Annotated in this window: 14 protein-coding genes and 2 pseudogenes; 4 read left to right on the forward strand and 12 right to left on the reverse strand. The window is 59.6% G+C overall.

Going from position 1 to position 19,333, the window contains the following annotated elements:
• Positions 1-109: 109 nt before the first annotated feature.
• Complete coding sequence (locus MOV76_RS02200; protein WP_247263687.1) at positions 110-1,204, reverse strand: GSU2403 family nucleotidyltransferase fold protein; 1,095 nt, start codon at positions 1,202-1,204, stop codon at positions 110-112.
• Positions 1,205-1,357: 153 nt separating this feature from the next.
• Between MOV76_RS02200 and MOV76_RS02205 the strand changes: the two are divergent.
• Positions 1,358-1,576, forward strand: a pseudogene (locus MOV76_RS02205) (hypothetical protein); the annotation flags it as partial.
• 78 nt (positions 1,577-1,654) lie between these two features.
• Positions 1,655-1,839 (forward strand): annotated as a pseudogene (locus MOV76_RS02210) (Gfo/Idh/MocA family oxidoreductase); the annotation flags it as partial.
• A 29-nt stretch (positions 1,840-1,868) separates the two neighbouring features.
• On the opposite strand, the gene MOV76_RS02215 reads toward MOV76_RS02210, so the two are convergent.
• From MOV76_RS02215 to MOV76_RS02260, 10 genes are all read right to left on the reverse strand, one after another.
• Positions 1,869-2,909, reverse strand: coding sequence for a hypothetical protein (locus MOV76_RS02215; RefSeq protein WP_018245328.1), 1,041 nt, complete (start codon positions 2,907-2,909; stop codon positions 1,869-1,871).
• A gap of 44 nt (positions 2,910-2,953) precedes the next feature.
• Positions 2,954-5,002, reverse strand: coding sequence for a bifunctional aldolase/short-chain dehydrogenase (locus MOV76_RS02220; protein WP_130729697.1), 2,049 nt, complete (start codon positions 5,000-5,002; stop codon positions 2,954-2,956).
• 70 nt (positions 5,003-5,072) lie between these two features.
• A complete protein-coding gene (locus MOV76_RS02225; protein ID WP_247263688.1) occupies positions 5,073-6,137 on the reverse strand; it encodes an ABC transporter ATP-binding protein in 1,065 nt (354 codons plus the stop codon).
• A gap of 49 nt (positions 6,138-6,186) precedes the next feature.
• Complete coding sequence (locus tag MOV76_RS02230) at positions 6,187-6,912, reverse strand: SDR family oxidoreductase (RefSeq protein WP_065275910.1); 726 nt, start codon at positions 6,910-6,912, stop codon at positions 6,187-6,189.
• A gap of 127 nt (positions 6,913-7,039) precedes the next feature.
• Positions 7,040-8,539, reverse strand: coding sequence for an ABC transporter substrate-binding protein (locus MOV76_RS02235; protein ID WP_065275909.1), 1,500 nt, complete (start codon positions 8,537-8,539; stop codon positions 7,040-7,042).
• A 69-nt stretch (positions 8,540-8,608) separates the two neighbouring features.
• Positions 8,609-9,490 carry a carbohydrate ABC transporter permease gene (locus MOV76_RS02240; RefSeq protein ID WP_027686775.1) on the reverse strand — a complete coding sequence of 294 codons (882 nt, stop codon included), beginning with the start codon at positions 9,488-9,490 and terminating at the stop codon, positions 8,609-8,611.
• Between the two features lies 1 nt (position 9,491).
• Positions 9,492-10,379, reverse strand: coding sequence for a carbohydrate ABC transporter permease (locus MOV76_RS02245; RefSeq protein WP_027686776.1), 888 nt, complete (start codon positions 10,377-10,379; stop codon positions 9,492-9,494).
• A 154-nt stretch (positions 10,380-10,533) separates the two neighbouring features.
• Positions 10,534-12,081: a glycerol-3-phosphate dehydrogenase gene (glpD, locus tag MOV76_RS02250; RefSeq protein ID WP_247263689.1), complete on the reverse strand. Its 1,548-nt coding sequence runs from the start codon at positions 12,079-12,081 to the stop codon at positions 10,534-10,536.
• Entirely contained in the window at positions 12,078-12,890 is an 813-nt protein-coding gene (locus MOV76_RS02255; RefSeq protein ID WP_247263690.1) for an HAD-IIB family hydrolase, read from the reverse strand. Before MOV76_RS02255 ends, glpD begins: the two co-directional genes overlap by 4 nt.
• A 4-nt stretch (positions 12,891-12,894) precedes the next feature.
• Complete coding sequence (locus MOV76_RS02260) at positions 12,895-14,250, reverse strand: sn-glycerol-1-phosphate dehydrogenase (RefSeq protein ID WP_131598646.1); 1,356 nt, start codon at positions 14,248-14,250, stop codon at positions 12,895-12,897.
• Between the two features lie 139 nt (positions 14,251-14,389).
• Here MOV76_RS02260 and MOV76_RS02265 point away from each other — a divergent pair, with 139 nt between their 5' ends.
• Entirely contained in the window at positions 14,390-15,346 is a 957-nt protein-coding gene (locus MOV76_RS02265) for a sugar-binding transcriptional regulator (protein ID WP_210068881.1), read from the forward strand.
• A gap of 116 nt (positions 15,347-15,462) precedes the next feature.
• Positions 15,463-16,956 (forward strand): FGGY-family carbohydrate kinase, encoded by a 1,494-nt coding sequence (locus tag MOV76_RS02270; RefSeq protein WP_247263691.1) that lies wholly within the window; start codon positions 15,463-15,465, stop codon positions 16,954-16,956.
• A 39-nt stretch (positions 16,957-16,995) separates the two neighbouring features.
• Here MOV76_RS02270 and MOV76_RS02275 read toward each other — a convergent pair whose 3' ends face one another.
• Entirely contained in the window at positions 16,996-18,957 is a 1,962-nt protein-coding gene (locus MOV76_RS02275) for an elongation factor G (RefSeq protein WP_247263692.1), read from the reverse strand.
• Positions 18,958-19,333: the final 376 nt, after the last annotated feature.

A 19,333-nucleotide genomic window follows, 5' to 3' on the forward strand; every position in this document is an offset into this window, starting at 1 on the left:
TAGCTGTCCCGCTCGTGCAAATCGCCTTGGGCCTCGAACTCTCGGCACCATATTTGTCTTCGGCTCTTCGAATCAAATCAACAGCTTGGCTGTCGAAGCTGAAGACAGCCTATACTCCAAGCGGAAGTTCAATTTCTTCGCGGTTTCTTTTTGCGCCCTCGATCAGGACCGTGTTGAATCGCTCGGCATCTTGTGCCGGCAGCATTCCCGCCCCGGTTCGAATACCTTCTTGCCAGGCAGGCCCGCGCTCCCATGCTTCGTTGTAGACGAGCGCCAAGTCGGCAGATCGCCTTGTCTGCTGCAGGGCTTCAAAGAGCAGCGCAGCTTGACGAACGTCCTTTTCTCGCTTCGCCAGTCCCTGCCGGTCAGTGTGTCGGCGGCTGGCGACTATGAGCTTGTGGACCGCATACCGGGACGGATCAGGGACGACGACTGAGACACCGCTTCGGTGGAGCAGCATTGTCCTGACGGGTTCCCTTATGAGGAAGTCGAGAAAGCGTAGTGGATCCGCGCTGGCGCCACCAAGGGCGGGCATCTTCGCCGGCTGGTCGATGTAGTCATCAGAACCACGGTTCGACGTCAGGAACTCAACCCTGTAGCCGTTGGCGTTCTGAAACGCCGACGAGGCCGCGGACCCCGATCGATGTGGAACTGGCCGGAAGCTGGGGTCGACGCCCTGCAGCAGCTCAACGATCGGAGGCAGACTGTCTTCAACCTCGCGACTGATGGCGTGGTCCTGAGCGATGTCCGCATCGCCGGTCAGGATCGCAGCCATGGGGAGGCGGACGCCCAGCAGTCCTGCATAGCATTGAAAGGCCACCGTGCCGATGAGAACACCTCGGAGCCGAAAGAGACCGCCATCGGCAAGAGCCTCGACGATGTCGCCCGACATGGCATCAGGGGCGATCATCCCGCCTTCGCGAGTCAGGGTATTTACCAAGCGCCTGCGAGCGCGTAGATCGTCCTTGTCCCGCTTATGATCAGCTACGCGCCGCGCGATATCCGGATCTTCAGCAGAACCGACATAACGACGTTTCGTACCACCATGTCCATCTGGGATGTCGAAGTACCAGTACTTGCGCCCCTTGATGTTCGCCGGAGTGAACCGACCCTCTGGAGGGAGATCGGCCGTCCAGGCGGCGTCGAGCGAGCGCTGACCGAGCTCGGCGAGCATCGTCTGATACATGAGGTCGATGGACTTCATAAGTTCGACTCCGGCGTTATACTGTTTTTCAAAAACAGTATAACCGTCGAGAGGATAGGTCGCAAGATAGGATGCTTACCTTCGCGCAGGGCGCCAACAATCTCCGCAGCAAAGCGCGAGCGCTCTTTAATCGTCGGCCCGCCATACCGGTCGCAAGGCGCTCCCACGGAGGAGATCGTCGAGGGCTATCCGGCTCTCACTGCGCGCATGGTGGACCTGGCCGAAATCTGGGCAGCGGCTCATCCTGCCCGTGGGCGGCCACGAAAATTGTCGGAGCAGGGACTGAAAGTGAAGTCGGTGAAGCGATTGCCTCTCGGAAAGGCCGGCACCGAAAAGCCCTCGGCACGGCTACGTGAAGTTTCTCGTCGATGAATGCTTGCATACATCGCTCGTGGTTCTGCCGATGCAGCAGCGGATCTGCCGGGGGCGAGCCTCTAGGTCGTTTGCGACATGGATGCAGATCGCGCCCGCAAGGTGGCGGACGCCTACGGCGCTCACGACGTCGACTCAGACCCGACCGGGTGTCCGCTCGTCTGGACGTGGACGCAGTTATCATCGCAAGCCCCGATTTCACGCACGCGCCCTTGTCGCTGTCCTGCATAAGAGCCGGCAAGCGGGCTCTCTGCGAAAAGCCGCAGATTTCACTGGAAATCAACGACCCGGTTTACTGGACAATGAGGTTTGAAAAATCCAACGAGAAGCGTTTCTGCTGAAGAACGGCGTCCATGATGGCAGACGCCAGAGGGAAATAAGCGAGCGGACCTTCATCGGTATGTTGCTTCTCAAGCGCCATATTCGCCAGAACCCGCGCTGTATCCACACCTTCGACCGTTTCGCCAAACAGTTCGCTCGACAACATTTCAACGACTGTGCGGCCAGTTCCCAATCCTTGGCCTAGGCGGCTGTTACGCCCTCCGCCAACAGTGACATGCAGATCGCCCAATCCGGCCAGCCCGAATGCCGTTGTGGTTTGCCCGCCCAGCCTCTCGCATAGTCTGGCCATTTCCAAAGTTGCCTGGGTGAAGACTGCAGCCGTCGGATTCTTAGATTGGCCGTCCGCACGTCTTTGATCGGGATACCGCGTCTGCATGGCGCTCACGCCGATCGCGTAGAAATTCTTGAGCGCGGCACAAGCTTCGACGCCCGTGACGTCCGTCGTCACCGACAGACGGTAATAGTCCGTTTGCATGATCGCGGCGAGCTGTTCGGCGACCGAAATATCCTCACAGGCGTAGATGCATGCCGTCGGCAGACGGTTGGCGAGTTCGCGGGCGATACACGGTCCGCCGATCCCGATGAAAGCGCTCATCAGCGGAATACGGGAGGGAAGCGTTTGGGCATAGGTCGATACGGCGGAACCCGCAGACTCAAGTCCTTTTGTCACAAAGGCTATGGGACACGCCTCCGTCATGACCCGGTTAAGAATGTCGGTCACCCAGCCAATGCCTGGGCTACTCACTCCGACAACAATGATATCCGCGTTCGCGAGGTGCTCCGATCGCAGTTCGTCGAAGCGGATCGCCTCGACGCCGGCGGGCGGGGCAGCGTCGAGTTTGGGATGGATCCCGCCCGGACGCCGCATGGTAACGACGATGTCCTGATCGAGCGGCGTGCCGACGAGCAGCACCTTGTGGCCGTTGTCTGCAGCGGGTACGCAAAGCGCGGTGCCCATGACACCCGCACCGAGTACAACGATTTTTGCCACGGTAATCCTCCTCTTGGTGTGGTTCGAAACGGAAAGCCGACCCGCTACCGCATCATAGCAGCGACATTGCCGCCATCGACCGTGATAACCGCGCCGGTGCTTGAGCGCGCCTTAGCGAGATGCACGAAGGCGGCTGCCACATCGGCACCCGTTACCTCGCGGCCAACAAGGTTGCCGCGCATATAGGCTTCGGGTGTCAGGCCGCGCGCGCGGCTTCTTTCAGTGACCATCTCGTCCGTCATTAGACCCGTGCGGATCCGGTCAGCATTGACGGCATTGGATGTGATGCCAGATGCGCCGTGCTCGACTGCATATTGGCGCATCAGCGCCATCAGCGCGGCCTTGGAGGTGCCGTAGGGGCCGAAATCCGCACCTGGATTGACAGCCTGCTTGGAAACATTGAAGACGATGGCGCCGCCGGTCTTCTGCTTCTCCATCACACGCACGGCGGCTCGGGCCATGTAATGATGGCTCCAGAAATTCAATTCGAACGCCTTCCTGAACGTCTCCTCTGGCACGTCGATCAGCGAGCCCTGAAAGGCTGCTCCTGCGTTGGAGATCAGGATGTCCACCCCGCCGAAATGGCTCGCCACCTTGGCAATGGCGGCATCCACTGCGGCCGGGTCGGTCACGTCGCAGGCGACGCCGAACCCTCCTAGCCGCTTTGCCTGGTGAGTTACGGCGTCCTGTGCAATGTCGATCAGCGCAACCTCGGCGCCCTCGGAGCGAAGTGCTTCGGCGATGGCAAGGCCTAGTCCGCCGGCGGCACCTGTCACGACTGCTATCTGCCGGGTCAGGGGCTTTTCCACCTGCTTGGTCAGCTTGACCTGTTCGAGTGACCAGTATTCAATATCGAATAGGTCAGCCTCGGAGAGCGCTTCAAAGGATTCGATGCCCTCCGCCTTGGTGATAACATCGACCGTTGCTTCTGCCACATCTGCACCGACGAGTGCGTTCTTGCGCGTGGCGCCCGCGGCGAACAATCCAACACCCGCAACGTAAAAGACACGCGGCATAGGATCGAGCATCGTTTTTCCGCCGCCGACGCGACCATTGTTGCGTTCGAAATAAGCCCGGTAGTCCGCCTGATAAGCATCAACGGCGACCTGGGCCATGTCCTTCCAGGTATCGAGTTCGCCTGCCACCGGTGCCGGCAGCGCAACACCGTGGCGCTTGATATGGATGACATGCTCCGGCGTCGCATTGCCGCGCCTGACCAGGCTCTCCACATTTTCCGCATTGCAGAAGTCGAGCACGCTCTCTGTGCAGCGGTGTTCCAGTATCAAACGTTTCGGTGCGCCCTCTAAGCCGGTATCGATGGCGATGGCGCCGCGCAAGATCGGTGCGATTTCCGCCACACTGGCGAGCGATTTTGGCACTTTGGCGGAAGTAAACGGCTTTGCCCGACCTTTCGCCAGCCTGTGTTGCGCGCGGTCGATCTTAGCGATCATGTCCTCATAGGCCGCGCGCGGATCGTCAGACCAAGTGAAAATTCCGTGTTTCAGGAGAACCATGCCGTCGCCTTTGGGATTGGCGCGGAAGGCTGCATCACAAGCCTTCGCGAGAAGGAAGCCAGGCATCACATAGGGCACGACGATCGTATCAGGGAACAGTTCTCGGATAAGGTCTTCGCCATGCGGCTGGTTTGTCAGAGAGACTATCGCGTTGGCATGGGTGTGGTCGATATGCCGGAATGGCAACAGGGCGTGCAGGATGGCTTCGACCGAAGGGTTAGGCGCGTTCGGATCCATCAGCAGCCGCCGCTGCAGCATCACCATCTCATCATCGCTCAGCTCATCGAAACCGACCATCGCTTTCAGCGGGTCCAACCGCACGGCCGGCAAGCCCTGTGGCTCTATAGTGCCCATGTCCCAACCGCTGCCCTTGACACAAAGCACATCAACCGAGGTGCCGTCCCGATCAGTCCATGCCGTCTTGACCGATGTATTACCGCCGCCGTGCAGCACTAGTTCCGGATCCTGTCCGAGCAGTCGCGTTGTATAGGTTCGGATCGCTAGATCGCGGTTGATGCCCTTTCCGACATAAGCCTCGACCACGGATGTAAACTCGCTGTCGTTCCATCTCGATTTCATGACTATCACCTCTCTTCCCGAGTTGTTGGCGAACCGGGTTACAAACGTTAGATATCTAGATGCGTATGTGTCAGACCCGGTTTTCCGTTGCGGCGTCGAAGACGTGGACCTTTTCGGGCGCAATCGAGAAACGGACATCCATCCGCTCGTCAAAATGCGCAGACTTGTCGACGATCGCTAGGAACTGACCTTCCGGCCCCTCGCAGCAGAGCTGAGCTTCATGCCCCATGCGCTCGATTAGCAGCGACCGGGCTACAATGGATCCCTGCGGATCGACCGTGACATCTGTCGGGCGGACGCCGCAGATCACCCGCTGGCCTGCAGATAGTTTGAGGGACGGCTCGAGCCGGATAAGGCCGGCCTTGGTCTCCGCAGCTGGCGCTCCCTGGTCCGCGACAATCGTGCCCGTCAGGAAATTGATCGCCGATGAACCGATGAAATCGGCGACATATTTGCTTGCGGGTCTATCATAGACATCGTCGGGCGTGCCCATCTGCACGATCTTCCCGGCTCGCATGACGACGATCTTGTCGGCCATCGTCATCGCCTCGATCTGGTCGTGGGTCACATAGATCGTTGTCGTCTTGAGACGATTGTGCAACTGCCGGATTTCGGTGCGCATGTGCGCACGGAGCTTGGCATCGAGATTGGAGAGCGGCTCGTCGAACAGGAAGACCGCCGCCTCGCGCACCATGGCGCGGCCCATGGCGACCCGCTGGCGCTGGCCGCCGGAAAGTTCTTTCGGATAGCGCTGGAGATACGGCGTCAGATTGAGGATTTCGGCGGCATGCTCGACCCGCCGCTTGATTTCGGCCGGTGGCTGCTTTGCCACTTCGAGACTGAAGGCAATGTTTTCGTAGACCTTCATTGTCGGGTAGAGCGCATAGTTCTGAAACACCATGGCAATATCACGGTCGCGCGGATGCATATCGTTCACCCGTTTGCCGCCGATGAAAAGATCACCTTCGCTGACGGTTTCGAGCCCGGCTGTCATGCGCAGCAAGGTGGTCTTGCCGCAACCCGAAGGCCCGAGCAGCACGACGAACTGGTGATCCTCGATCAGGAACGAGATATCCCGCATGATGTTGAAGGCACCAAACGACTTGCCGATGCTCTTGTATTCCACGGTTGCCATAAATTTCTGCTCCACTCGTCTTCTAGTATTGCTGACGGTCGCGTGCCGGTCAGTATTTCTGCCGGGTCGGGGTGATGACGATTTCCTGCACGATCGCCTTTTGAGGCAGATTGTAGGCATTGAGGATCAACTCGGCGACGATATCGGCGGAAATGCCGCCGCCGATCGCCTCCTTGTTGGCCTTGTAATTGGCGAGCGTAGTCTCGTCCTTCACATGGTCGAGCACCTCGGTGTCGATGATGCCAGGCGACAGAACGATGACGCGCACATCGTGCGGTGCCAGATACTCGCGGAAGCTTTCCGAGACCGCATGGACGAAATATTTGGTGCCGCAGTAGACGGTGTGATCCGGATAGACCTTGCGGCCGGCGATCGAACTCATCATCATCAGCGTGCCGTGGCGGCGAGCGATCATGCCGTTCATCACCGCATGGACGGAATTCATTACGCCCTTGGTATTGATGTCGATCATCTCGTCCCATTCTTCCGGCGGCTGCTTGGCGATGTCGCCGAGACGGGCGATGCCGGCATTGGCGAACATCATGTCCACCGGGCCAAATTGACTTTCGGCGTCGACGACGGCTGCGGTCAGTGCGGCGCGGTCACGGACATCGACTTGTTTCAGCACGGCGTTCGGCAGCCTCAGTGCCTCCAGGCGATCGAGACGGCGTGCCATCAGCAGCACCGGGTGGCCGGCGGCCGAAAAGGCCCGCGCCGTCGCCTCGCCGATGCCGGAGCTCGCACCTGTAATTGCAATCAGCGGCTTGTCCGCCATGTTTCAGCCTCCCGGTTTTGTTTTTGTCGATCCCCGGGATGCGAATGCCACTGGAAGAGGGCAAGATGGCATCGCAACCCCAGGAACCGTTTGTTTGGCAGACGGCGGAAAACCGCCGCCCGTCCAATCAACCCTTCATCACGGTGCCAACCTGGGCAGCGATGTCGTCGAGGGCTTCCTTTGGCGAGCCGTAGCTGCCGGCGAAATACTTGCCCAGCCCAACGGGGATCGTGTCGCTCGACAGCTGTGCCCATTCTGGCAGGTCCGGTTCGGAGCCCATGTATTTCGCAATCGTCTCGCGCACGATCGGCAAGTGACGGGTGGTGCCGGCACCGACGCGAGCATTGGCGAGAACGCGCGGATCGTCATAGACGCTGGTGCGGGTCGGACCCGTACCGCCACCAAGCGTGGTGATGAGGGCCTGTGTATCGGCGCAAGTCGCCCACTGCATGAACAGCCAGGCTGCATCCGGGCTCTTTGAGTATTTCGACACGGCAAGAGACGACCCGCCCTGGTGACCGACGCCTGGGATTTCGCCGTAACCGGTTTCCTTGACGGTGCGAAGGGCAATCGGCTGCGGCGGCACTGCAACTTCGCAAAGGCCCGAAACCTTGGTCTGGGTCGGATCGTCGAAATAGGGAAAGAATTCGCCCCAAGACAGCATCGACGCGGCAACACCCTGTGCCACCGACTGGCCCTGACCATCCCAGGTCCAGCCATCGACGCCTGGAGGCATGGTTGCCTTGAGCTTCGTCCAGTATTCCAGCGCCGCAACGCCCTTTTCGTCGTTACCGGTGAACTTGCCGTCCGGTCCGAAGATCGAGCCACCGTGACCCCAGAGCCATGCGGTCCAGTCGCATTCCAGGCTGTAATGACCGGATTTCATCTGGCCGCTGGTGCCGTAGACGTTCGGGCCCATCTCGTCGGTAATGGTCTTGGAATTGGTGTACAGTTCCTCGAGTGTCGCCGGTGCCTTGAGGCCGAGCTTCTCGTAGATATCCTTGCGATAGATCATGATGAAGATCGGGATGTCGTAGGGAACGCCGACCCAGCGGTCCTCATACTTGGCGATACCGTCAACCAGTGCCGGCAGGAAGTCATCGATATTGTAGTTCGGCATCGCCAGGTCGGCCTTGGCCTCGATCTGCTCGCGTGGATCGAAGACGTCCTTGCTGAAGGATGCCGCCCAGCTCTGGTCAATATAATAGAGGTCATAGGTGCCGAGCGATGAGGCCACGTCGAGTGTCAGCTTCTGCAGAACTTGCTCCAGCGGCAGAACCTCGATCTCGACCTTGATGCCGGTGGCTTCCTCGAAATATTTCTTCAGCTGCGAGTTGATGGCGTTTGACGGGGGTGTCGATTCCGTGGCGAGTTTGAGCGTGGTGCCGGCAAACGGCTTGCCGACGTCCTGCAGCCACTTGATCACTTCCGGCGACGGCTGCAGTGCTTCCTGTGCATTGGCCTGCGAGAACCCGCCAAACGGCCGGCGACCCAAACCCATGCCGAGTGCGCCTGCACCCAGGCCCAGCTTGCCGGCGGCCATTAGGAAGTCGCGGCGGGCCATCTGGCCCTTGACGAACCTATCGGTGATCGATGCGAGATGCATCTTTCTAATACTGTCCTTCATCCTCTTCTCCTCCACTTTTAAACGGACGACAGAATTGCCGGCCGGATATTCAAACGCCTCCGCGCCGAATTACTGTTTCAGCGACCCCATCGTCAGGCCACGCACCAGATGGCGCTGGACCAGCAGGATCACGATAAAGGCCGGTACGATGGCCGCTGCACCCAGCGCCGCCATGTTGCCCCAGGCCGTTCCAATCGATGTCACGAAGGTCGACGACACCACCGGTACGGTCTTTAGGCCGGTCTGCGTCAGCGTCAGTACGAACAGGAATTCCGTCCAGCTGAAGATGAAGCAGAGAACCGCGGTCGCGGCGATGCCGCCCTTGGCCATCGGCAGGACGATGCGCCGGAAGATCGTCCAGCGCGACGCGCCGTCAAGCAGCGCGCTTTCGTCGATCTCGGCCGGGATATCGTCGAAGAAACTCTTCAAGAGCAGCACCGCCAGCGGCAGGTTCATCAGGCCGTGGATCAGGATGACGCCGATATAGGTGTCGAGCAGGCTGAACTGCTTGAAGATGAAGAACATCGGGATGGCGACGGCGACCGGCGGCATCATGCGGGTCGACAACACCCAGTTGACGAACTCGTGCCGGCCCCGAAAATTCATCCGTGACAACGAATAGGAGGCGAGCGTCGCGACGATGATGGCGAGCACCGTCGACATCGAGGCGACGACGATCGAATCCCAAAGCCGGGGCGCCATGTAGAAATTGCCGCCACCGGGATTGACCGTTTCCTGCGTCCCGAAACCGAAGCCGAGCGAAATGCCGAATACCTGCTCGAAATTCTTGACCGTCGGTTCGAAGACGAAAAATTTCGGCGGCCAGTTGAAGATGTCCTTGGCGTTGCGGAAAGCAACCGACGTCCAGAAGTAGATCGGGAAGAAGAAGGCTCCCACGACGAGCCAGCCGGCGATCGTGCGAAGTGTTCGTGTGCCAGCGCTCTGGTGCATGTTACCACCTCACCTTGAAGACTTTGATGAAGACGTTGGCCATGATCATCACCATTGCCAGGCTGACGAGGCTCAGCGTTGCGCCATACCCCCATTTCAGGAACGAGAAGGTCTGCTGCCAGGCGTAAAGGCTGACGGTATAGGTGGCCGTTCCCGGGCCGCCCGAGGTCATGACGAAGACATAGTCGAACACCCGGAAGAGATCGATGCCGCGCAGGAGCACGGCGACCGCGATGACCTTCGACATCATCGGCAGCGTCAGCCGGCGGAACATCTGGAAGGACGAGGCGCCATCGATCATCGCTGCTTCATAGGGCTCGGCCGGCAGCGAGCGGAGACCGGCCATGAAGATCAGCACCATGAAGGGCGTCCACTGCCAGATTTCAGCGACAAGCACGCCGGCCAAAGCAAGGGATGACGTGGCAAGGATTGGAGTCGATTTGTCGAGCAGACCCATCGTGCTGAGCAGATAGGGGAGCACGCCGAATTGCGGATCCTCCATCAACAGGAACATCATACCGGCGATGGCGGGGGGGATGACCAATGTCATCGACAGTGTGGCTCGCAGTACGCTGAAGCCCGGCAGTTCGGCATCCAACAGCATCGCGATTGCCATGCCGAGGATGATTTCGAACACCAGCGCGACAATGAAATAGAGGAAGGTGACGCCCAGCGCGCTCCAGAAACGCGTGTCGTTCCAGAGCTGAACCCAATTCGCCATGCCGACGAATTTCAACGCGCGCTTTGTCGGCACGAATTCATGAAAGCTCAGCCAGACGTTGTAGATCAGCGGATAGATTGTGAATACCACGAGCAAGCAAACCAGTGGCAGGAGCCACGGGATCGGCGAGTCCGATATTGCAATGCGTTTCACCTGTGCGACGGACATTCCGTACCCTCCAGCGAGCGGACTGCGGCTATTGCGCCCGGCATGAGCGCGCGTCACCGTTGCCAAACCCGCACTCCTCTGCCGGTTCAGCTCTGCTCGATCCTGTTTCTCTACGCCGGCGCAAGCCGGCATGCGTCTTCAAAGCTGCGGCCGGTCAGTGTGCCGCTGCTTTTTTCTCACTGTGCATGCTTGTCGCGGAGCGTTGCTCTGCCATCCAGGCATCCAGTTCGGTAATCTCGTTCAAGCCCATGCGGATGCCGGCTTTTGTCCGGCGAAACACCACATCCTCGGCCGTGCGCGCATACTCGCGGGTCATCAGGAAACGGACCTCCGCCTCCGTCAGGTCGGCGCCGAAGGACCGGCCCAGGTCAGCCCGTGTGCGGGAACCGGCCAGAATGGCGCGCGCCTCGGAACCATAGTGCCTGACAAGGCGCTGCGCCGCGCGTATGTCCAGAAATCCATAGTCCCGCGTAAGATCCTGAGCCAGGAACTCTGCTGAACCTGCGGGAAAGTCGCCGCCGGGCAAGGCATGCTTGCCCGTCCAGTGCGCCCTTACACCCCACTCTGGGAACCGCGCTGCCAACTTCTGCATCGCATTCTCAGCAAGGCAGCGATAGGTTGTAATCTTTCCACCGAAGATACTCAGAAGCGGTGCTTCGTCTTCCGCGCTGTCGACTTCCAGCACATAGTCGCGCGTGGTTTCCTGCGCATTGGCAGCACCGTCGTCGTAAAGTGGCCGAACGCCGGAATAAGTCCAGACGACCTCTTCTCGCGTCACCCCGGCCTTAAAATAGGAAGAGGCTGCCTGGCACAGATAGTCGATCTCGTCATCCGAAATACGGACGTTTTCGGGTTGATCCTTATGATCGACATCGGTTGTGCCGATCAGTGTGAAGTCGTCCTCGTACGGGATGGAGAATACGATACGTCCATCGGGATTCTGGAAAATGTAGCAGCGATCGTGTGCGTACAGGCGCGGTACGACAATGTGAGAGCCCCTGACGAGCCTGATTTTTGCTTGCGTCTTCCGGTTCAAAACGATGGCCAGAACCTGGTCCACCCACGGACCGGCGGCATTGACAAGCGCCCGGGCAGAAATTTTCTCGCATCGCCCGGTTTCAGCATCCTCCACGGTCACATGCCACAGCCCGTTCTCGCGGCTTGCCTGCACGCAACGTGTGCGCGTGCGAATGTCGGCGCCCCGTTTTTCCGCGTCGCGCGCATTGAGGACGACGAGGCGGTTGTCCTGTACCCAGCAATCGGAATATTCGAACGCGATGGCGGACACGTCGCGAAGGGGTGCGCCGAGGGGATCACGCGAAAGCTTGAGTGTCCGGGTTCCCGGAAGCTTTTTGCGACCGCCGAGATGATCGTAGATGAACAATCCGAGCCGCAACAGCCACGCCGGCCGCAGCCCCTTGCGATGCGGCAGCACGAAACGGAGCGGCCAGATGATATGCGGCGCTATGTGCCACAGAACCTCCCGCTCGCGTAGCGCATGGCGCACGAGCCCGAATTCATAGTGTTCGAGGTAACGAAGGCCGCCATGAATAAGCTTGGTCGACGCCGATGACGTGGCGGAGCCAAGATCCGACTGTTCGCACAGAAAGACGCGGAGCCCGCGACCGGCCGCGTCGCGCGCCAGACCCGCGCCGTTGATTCCGCCGCCGATGATCGCCAGGTCGTACGTTGCCATCGTCATGCAACCATTCTCCCCTTGCGCGCTTCCAAAAGACGGTCTGCAACCTCGACGAACCCTTGTCCGCCTTCAGCGGCCGTTACGTAAGTCGGTTCGGCCTCGATGCGGCCTTGGAACTGCAGGACATTGGCAACGCCGCAGGCGTTGGGGAAGAAACGGAACATCGGTGCATCGTTCGGACTGTCGCCGACGAACACGACCTTGTCCTTATCCCGGTCAATATCGAGCCCGAGCACGTCGGCCGCGAAACGGCGGGTCATCGTCAGCTTGTCATAGGCACCGTACCAGCCATTGACGTGGATGGACGAAACCTTTGCAACCGCTCCCTCCTCCTCGAATATCTGCTTGATGCGGTCCACCGCGCTGGTCGGCAAGGATGGCACATCTTCACAAAAGTCGATGGCGAGGTCGGCCTCGCGATAAAGCTGGTCGGCCGAAATGGCGGTACCGGGCACTTCGGCCAAGATGCGAGCGCGCACTGTTTCCAACCGTTTGCGATCATCGGCGCGCTGATCGCTACTGATCGCGAAAATGCGGCGCATGCGCCGGCTGTATTGATCATAGGAAAAATAGAATGCGCCGTTTTCACCGACAACGCCTGAAACGGGCCACATCCGCGCAATCATATCGCACCAGCCAGCGGGCCGGCCGGTGATGGGCGCTACGGCAATGCCGGCATCCAGAAGCCGCTCCAACGCCTGATAGGCGCAGGCCGGCAGACGTCCGTCTGTGGTCAGCGTGTCGTCTATATCGGCAAACAGCGTATGGACCCTGCCTGCATCTTCCAACGGCATTTCGACGATGGCGCGCATCAGATCACACCTCCCCGCGCGAGAAGTCTTCGAGAATGCCTTCGTCGGCGGCGATATCGAGAAACGAATACCGGTTGCGCATCTCGCGGCAGTGAACCACTGCCTCACGGTAAAATTCGACCGGTACGCCGAGTTCCTGTGCCGTCGTGGGACCACCTGCTGCCTTGAGCAGCCGCGTCATTTCCTCGACCGGAATGACGAAGGCTTTCAACTCCTCCCGCAGCGCCGGCCAAAGATCGGCAATCTTTTCATTGAGAGCGCCGATTTCTTTTTCATCGAAGATCTTGGGTTGAATCTCCGTGAAGCATTGCTGGGCAATATCTGCGCCCATGCGACGCGACATTCCTTGAAGATCAATCCTGGTTGCCTTCATTTTCGGCGGTGATGCGTTTTCCAGGTAGTGCCGCTGCAAGCGGCCCATGGTCAGGACGCCGACGCCGACCTGCTGGCCATGAAGCGTCCCCGGATGGCGGTCTCCCGCGAAACAATCGATGTAGTGGGAGATCTGGTGCTCGCCCATGGAGCCATGGTTCGACATGCCGGTAAAGGAGACGCCAAGACCGCACATGGTCAGAACGCGGTAGAGGTAGCCGTTTGCGGAGACATCGCCGCGGTTGATCCCCTCGGCGCGCCGGTTTAGCTCCGCCTCGTCCTCCTGCTGAATGATATAAGGCGCGTTATCGTAGGCCGTCCCGAAGAGGCGATGCGACAGCCACCAGTCCACCTGCGCCACAGACCGAACGAGGCAATCGGCGAAGCCGGCAGCCGATAGATAGGTGGGCGCCGCAGCGGCGACAGAAAGGTCGACAAAGAAACCTGCCGGCGCATGCGATGGCAACGACACTTTGAGACCGTTGTCGAGGGTTATAGACGCGGTGGTCGAGGTATAGCCGTTCATCGAGGCGGCGGTGCCGAATACACAATACCGCCGTCCATCGAGGCCGGTCACGTATTTCACCAGATCGTTGATCGTGCCCGACCCCACTGCGACCACACCTTCGGCGCCTTTCAGTTTTTCGGTCAACACAGCCACATTCGCCATATCGGCATGCGGATGGTCGAGAAGAACGGTCTTGACGGGGCCGAGCGATTGGAGAGCATGGGCGATGCGTTCACCCATCGCATCCCAGGTGGCGTGATCGGCCACGACTGTGAACGTCTTACCTAGCCCTAGTCCGGCAACCAGTTCGGCTTCCCGTCCCTCAAGGCTATCTGCGATGATGATCGATTCGTAAGGCACAGCTGCTGGTTTGCCGGTCTCCGGATCCACCCAGCGCCCGGCGACGATATCATCAATCAACGCGGTCCAGCCGCCCTGGGGAGCGCTTGCGGCGCCGCCCTGGTTCCCTGTCGTTTCCATTCCTGATGTCCAGTCTTATTGTGATGAAAACAAAAGACACCAGCCACTGACACTTGTCAATACATAAATCAAACCGCCTTGACATTTGCCATTCAGTGTCATCAGATAAGGTGGAAACAAGGAAACACTGAGGAAACACATGCTGGACGCAGGCGTCACCCTGCCCACGGAGTTCGACGATGCCGTCAATTGGGCCGCATGGCTCTATTACGCCGACGAGATGACCCAGAGCGAGATCGCCAAAACGCTCAACGTCTCCCGCGCGACAGTCGTCAATTACCTTCAAGAGGCGCGCAGCCGTGGCATTGTCTCCATCCGGATCAGCACCTATGCGAGCGGACGGACAAAGATCGCCCGTGCATTGAAGGAAAAATTTGGCCTTGAAGGCGCGCTGGTCATCCCCTCGACCGGAAATGGAGACCTCGTGCGTCGGTTGGGGGACGCCGGAGCCCGTGTTCTGGCCGACCAGGTGACGACGGGAGATGTAATTGGGGTGGCTTGGGGGCGCACCGTGCTTTCGGTCGCCGATCAGATTTCACTTCCTGAACCGATCTCCAATCTCACCGTGGTCCAGGTCTCGGGAAGCTCGACGGGCGAGCCGGATTTCTCGCCCGAATTGTGCACCTCGCTTCTGTCGAGCCGTATCGGCGCGCGTTGCGTCAACCTTCTGGCGCCGGCCATTCTATCGACCAAGGAACTCAGGGCGATGCTGCTCGACGAACCGGTCCTGAAAAAGCAGTTCGACCTCATACACTCGACAAACCGCATTTTGTTTGGTGTCGGCGATGTCGGCCCTAAAAGCACCGTGCGAGCGTCCGGGATCGCAAGCCAAAGGGAAATCGACACATATGTCGAACATGGTGCGGTCGCGGTTATCATCGGTCGGTTTATCGATGCGCACGGTCGCGCGGTAGGCGGCGAGCACGATGAACGAATGGTCGGAATCGCACTCGAAGAGCTTATTCAGACGCCCAATAGGATTTGCGTGGCAGGTGGGGCCGGCAAGATAGAGGCCATTACCGCAACACTCGAAGGCGGTTACGCGACGCATTTCGTCACAGACATGGCCACGGGAGAGGCCTTGTTGGGGGTTTGACAATCACAAGCAGTGGCGAAGGGCCGCTGCCTGTGGAGGTATTCAATGGACCCACCCGCATCACATCGGTTCGTACCGAGGTATCGCGGATCACTCAGCGGAGAGGAGCCGCTTTAATGCAGTCGGAGGAACGTTATGTCATAGGAATCGATTCATCGACGCAATCGGTGAAGGCCATTGCCTGGTCGAAAGACGGTCAGCCTTGTTTCGAAGGGCGTGCGCCGCACACGCTTATAACGCCTGACGCCCACCGCGCAGAACAGGATCCCGACGAATGGTGGAGCGCAGCGACCACTGCCTTGAAAGCTGTAGCCGGAGCTACCGACCCCGACCGCATCGATGGCATAGCGATTTCCAATCAGCGCGAGACAATGGCATTGCTGGACGACCAGCGACGTCCGCTGGCGCCCGCCACGGTTTGGCTCGACCGGCGTGCGCGGGACATGCCCGCCCTCCTTGCTGACGAATTGGGCGCGGATGTTCTGCACGGCATATCCGGAAAGCCGGTCGATGTTATTCCTTGCGTCTATCGCCTGCGCTGGATGCGTGCCAATCAGCCGGAGTTGCTCGATAAGGCGGCTTATATTCTGTCCGTGCATGACTACTTGACGATGCAGCTGAGCGGCACACCGCAGGCGACATGGACAAGCGCCGATCCGTTCGGAATTTTCGATATCGTCAGTAAAACCTGGTCGAAGACGATCCTCGGCCACCTCATGATCGACGAGGCCAAGCTTCCGCCGCTCAATCCGCCCGCCTCCAGAATCGGCTCTATCTCCCAGGAAGCCGCTGCGCAGACGGGCCTGAAACCAGGCACGCCAATCTTTGCTGCCGGCGGAGATGGTCATTGCGCCGCTCTTGGCGTAGGCGCGATCGAACCGGGGACAGTCTATCTTAATCTCGGAACAGCGGTCGTGGGTGGCCTCTGGTCGGCCACGCCGGAATTGAGCGGACATTGGCGCACGCTGGTATCTCCCACTGGCGACGGCTTTGTTCTGGAAAGCGTACAGCGGGGCGGTGCTTTTTTCGTGAACTGGCTGCTCGATAATTTCGCTGGCGGACGCACGGATGTGGCGGTTTTTCAACGACTAGAGGCGGAAGCCATGCGCCTGCCTGTCGGCTCTGACGGGCTGACGGTGTGCCCATATCTGATGGGCTGTATGGATCCCTACTGGGATGAAAATGCGCGGGCGAGTTTTACTGGCTTCGGGCCGGATCACGGAATGGGTCATCTCTATCGCGCATCCCTTGAAGCGATCACGCTCGAATTTGCAAGGAGCTTGCAGGAGATGAGGGCCACGGGGCTCGTAGCCGAGCGAATTTTCGTGATCGGCGGCGGAGCTTCGAGTGTGCTGTGGAGAAAAATGGTTTCAGATGCTACAGGGCTTCCTGTCCATCGCAGCCTCTCCAATGAGGCATCGGCACTTGGTGCAGGCATTGCGGCAGCGGTGGGTGCCGGGTGGTACAGCAATTTCCACGAAGCGAAAAATGCCATGGCGCGGACGACCGAAGCCCTTGCGCCTGATCCTGCCGCTTACGAGGATTGGCTTACCCTCTCGGAAAGACAGGCCCAAGTTTACATCAACAATCGCGAGCAAGGGCGGACGTGAGCCCGGCTCTGTGAACGAGCATGAAGTGGCGCGAACGTTTCAGTGTGCGGTGCCTGGTTTCTCGTTTGCCCTCACAATGGCGTCCGCTTCCTTGCCGTATAGTTCCTCGAAGTGATCGAAGGTCTTGGAAAAATAACCAATGCCCTGCGTCGCCGAGCGCAGCGCCCGCGCCAGATCGTTAAGCGCGCCGCCCGGAACGAGCGCCCGGAAGATGTCCCATCCCTTGGCGGTTTCATCACGGTCGAAGCCGAGAACCTGACCGTTGAGAGCGGCGACGATCTGGACAAGGCTGCCTGAATAGACCGATGGGATGTGGAACTCGCTGCGGAAGACCGGCTGCATCAAGACGGTCGATCCTTCGGAAAGCGCCTGTCGCACCCCCATTTTCGACGCAGTCCGGAAGGCGTGTTCCGAGCTGTCGACGGTATGGTGCTGACCATCTAACAGCGTTACGCCGACATCGATGACTTCGAAGCCTAACGGTCCTTTCTCCATCGCTTCGCGCGCGCCCGCTTCGACGGCGGGGATGTAATTGCGCGGAACGGCGCCGCCCTTGATGGTTTCGCCAAAGGTGAAGCCCTGGCCGCGCTCGTTGGGGTGAATGCTCAACTTCACATCCGCGAATTGTCCGGCACCGCCGGTCTGTTTGCGATGGCGGTAATGAACCTCCGATGGTTTCGTGATCGTCTCGCGGTAGACTGGGCTGGGCGTTCGGTCGGTCACGGAGATATGAAAGACATCGGACAGCGTTCGGCAGAGATCACGCAGATGCACCGGCCCCTGGGCGCGGACGAGTTGAGCGCCCGTGCCTTCCTCCTGCAAGACTTTCAGACCGCGATCCGTCTGGGAAAGTTTCGCCAGCGTTTCGGAAAGTTTGTTTTCATCGCGCTCGCTGCCTGGAATTAGGATCCTTTCAAGCATCGGCGTGGGTGGTTCCGTCCACTCAGGCGGGGCGACCACCGCGCCGGAGGTCAACAGCGAAGGGACGGGCAGGTGGTCGGACTTGACCGTCGCGAAGACATCCCCCGGCGCAGGCAGCACCGCCGAATTGGACCGCCCGTTTGCGAGATTTTGTACGGCGCCGAGGCTGGAGCCGCCCAGTGAAACGCCTTGCCGCAGTCCCTCGCCAAGTGCGCGCACGAGCACCGTCTTGCCGACATTCTGGCGATGATAGGCATGGAAGCTCACGGCCACCAGCTTGCCTTCATCGACAGTTCCCGTATGAGCGAGACGCTGCCGAAGAACCCCTAACGGCGGCGCCTCGTGGCGCAGCGCCTTCATCAGCCTCGTCATGCCGTTGCCGTGACTTGCAGCACCGATCAGGACCGGGATAATTCTATTTTCCCTGAGAACCCGTGATGAAATGGCATAGAGCGCGTCGCTGGGCGGCTCGCGATCCTCGATCAGTTCCTCGAGAAGCCAGTCATCAAATTCGGACAGGTGTTCCAGGAGCTCGCTGCGCGCTTCGTGCTCGCGCTCGGCAGTGCTTTCGGGGATTGCGATCAGCGCCGAAGTCTGGCCTTCCCGGTAGCGCCACGCCCGTTCCGAAATCAGATCGCAACTGCCTATGATCCTGTCTCCCTCGCGGATCGGGATCTGGCGAAGCAAAAGCGTGTGGTTGGCGTAGTCTTGAAGCGCGGCGATCACGTCCCTCAGCCGCCCTCTCGGTTCGTCCATCCGGTTGACGAAGAGGATGCACGGCGTCTCCGAGGCTTCGACTATCCGCAGATAGGGCGCGGCGAGCACAGCCTCCTCGGGTGCCGATGAAACGCACAGGATGCAGGCGTCGCTGGCAAGAAGCGCGTGCTGCGCATGCGCCAACGCTTCGTTGGGTCCTGGCGCATCCAGCGCACACCACGCCTCGTTTCCGAAGGTGAATTCCGTTAGGTTCAATCCATAGGGGGAGCTGGATTTTTTCGGCGCCCCCTCCAGGGAGCCGAGCTTTTCCACGACTGTCGATTTTCCGGTCTGCGAGGGTCCAAGCACGGTAAAGCAGCGCATCGGTCTTCCTCCAACTGCCATAAACACAATTTTCAGCCATCATAGGATGCCCTGAACCGCTGCAAGGCGCCAGAGGTGTTCAGTTTCACGACGCTTTGACTTAGACTTGCATTTGAGGCTGATCCATTGAGCTTACGGTTCGATACTAAATCCGAGAAGGTCTCGTTTGATCTTGAAGCCAACCCACGGGCTGTCCGGACAATTGCTTCTTCCGCCTTTATCGACCTAGGCTTCGGGTGCTGATTACGGCCAAGGGCTGGAAGCCGTCGACGGCGGAGGGCGTCAGGTTCAGTTCCTCCGCAGTTGCATGAAAACTCTCCGCCCGCGCCGCTGTTTGTGCCAGGGACGTAGGAACGTCCTGCGCCGAGGCGGATGT

The sequence above is a fragment of the Rhizobium sp. PRIMUS64 genome (genome assembly GCF_023006465.1).
Classification (GTDB): Bacteria; Pseudomonadota; Alphaproteobacteria; order Rhizobiales; family Rhizobiaceae; genus Rhizobium; species Rhizobium leguminosarum.

Coding starts and splice junctions, on each gene's coding strand:
- MOV76_RS02200 (WP_247263687.1), bottom strand. CDS start 1,204: ATGAAGTCCATCGACCTCATGTATCAGACGATGCTCGCCGAGCTCGGT.
- MOV76_RS02220 (WP_130729697.1), bottom strand. CDS start 5,002: ATGAAATCGAGATGGAACGACAGCGAGTTTACATCCGTGGTCGAGGCT.
- MOV76_RS02225 (WP_247263688.1), bottom strand. CDS start 6,137: ATGGCAACCGTGGAATACAAGAGCATCGGCAAGTCGTTTGGTGCCTTC.
- MOV76_RS02230 (WP_065275910.1), bottom strand. CDS start 6,912: ATGGCGGACAAGCCGCTGATTGCAATTACAGGTGCGAGCTCCGGCATC.
- MOV76_RS02235 (WP_065275909.1), bottom strand. CDS start 8,539: ATGAAGGACAGTATTAGAAAGATGCATCTCGCATCGATCACCGATAGG.
- MOV76_RS02240 (WP_027686775.1), bottom strand. CDS start 9,490: ATGCACCAGAGCGCTGGCACACGAACACTTCGCACGATCGCCGGCTGG.
- MOV76_RS02245 (WP_027686776.1), bottom strand. CDS start 10,379: ATGTCCGTCGCACAGGTGAAACGCATTGCAATATCGGACTCGCCGATC.
- glpD (WP_247263689.1), bottom strand. CDS start 12,081: ATGACGATGGCAACGTACGACCTGGCGATCATCGGCGGCGGAATCAAC.
- MOV76_RS02255 (WP_247263690.1), bottom strand. CDS start 12,890: ATGCGCGCCATCGTCGAAATGCCGTTGGAAGATGCAGGCAGGGTCCAT.
- MOV76_RS02260 (WP_131598646.1), bottom strand. CDS start 14,250: ATGGAAACGACAGGGAACCAGGGCGGCGCCGCAAGCGCTCCCCAGGGC.
- MOV76_RS02265 (WP_210068881.1), top strand. CDS start 14,390: ATGCTGGACGCAGGCGTCACCCTGCCCACGGAGTTCGACGATGCCGTC.
- MOV76_RS02270 (WP_247263691.1), top strand. CDS start 15,463: ATGCAGTCGGAGGAACGTTATGTCATAGGAATCGATTCATCGACGCAA.
- MOV76_RS02275 (WP_247263692.1), bottom strand. CDS start 18,957: ATGCGCTGCTTTACCGTGCTTGGACCCTCGCAGACCGGAAAATCGACA.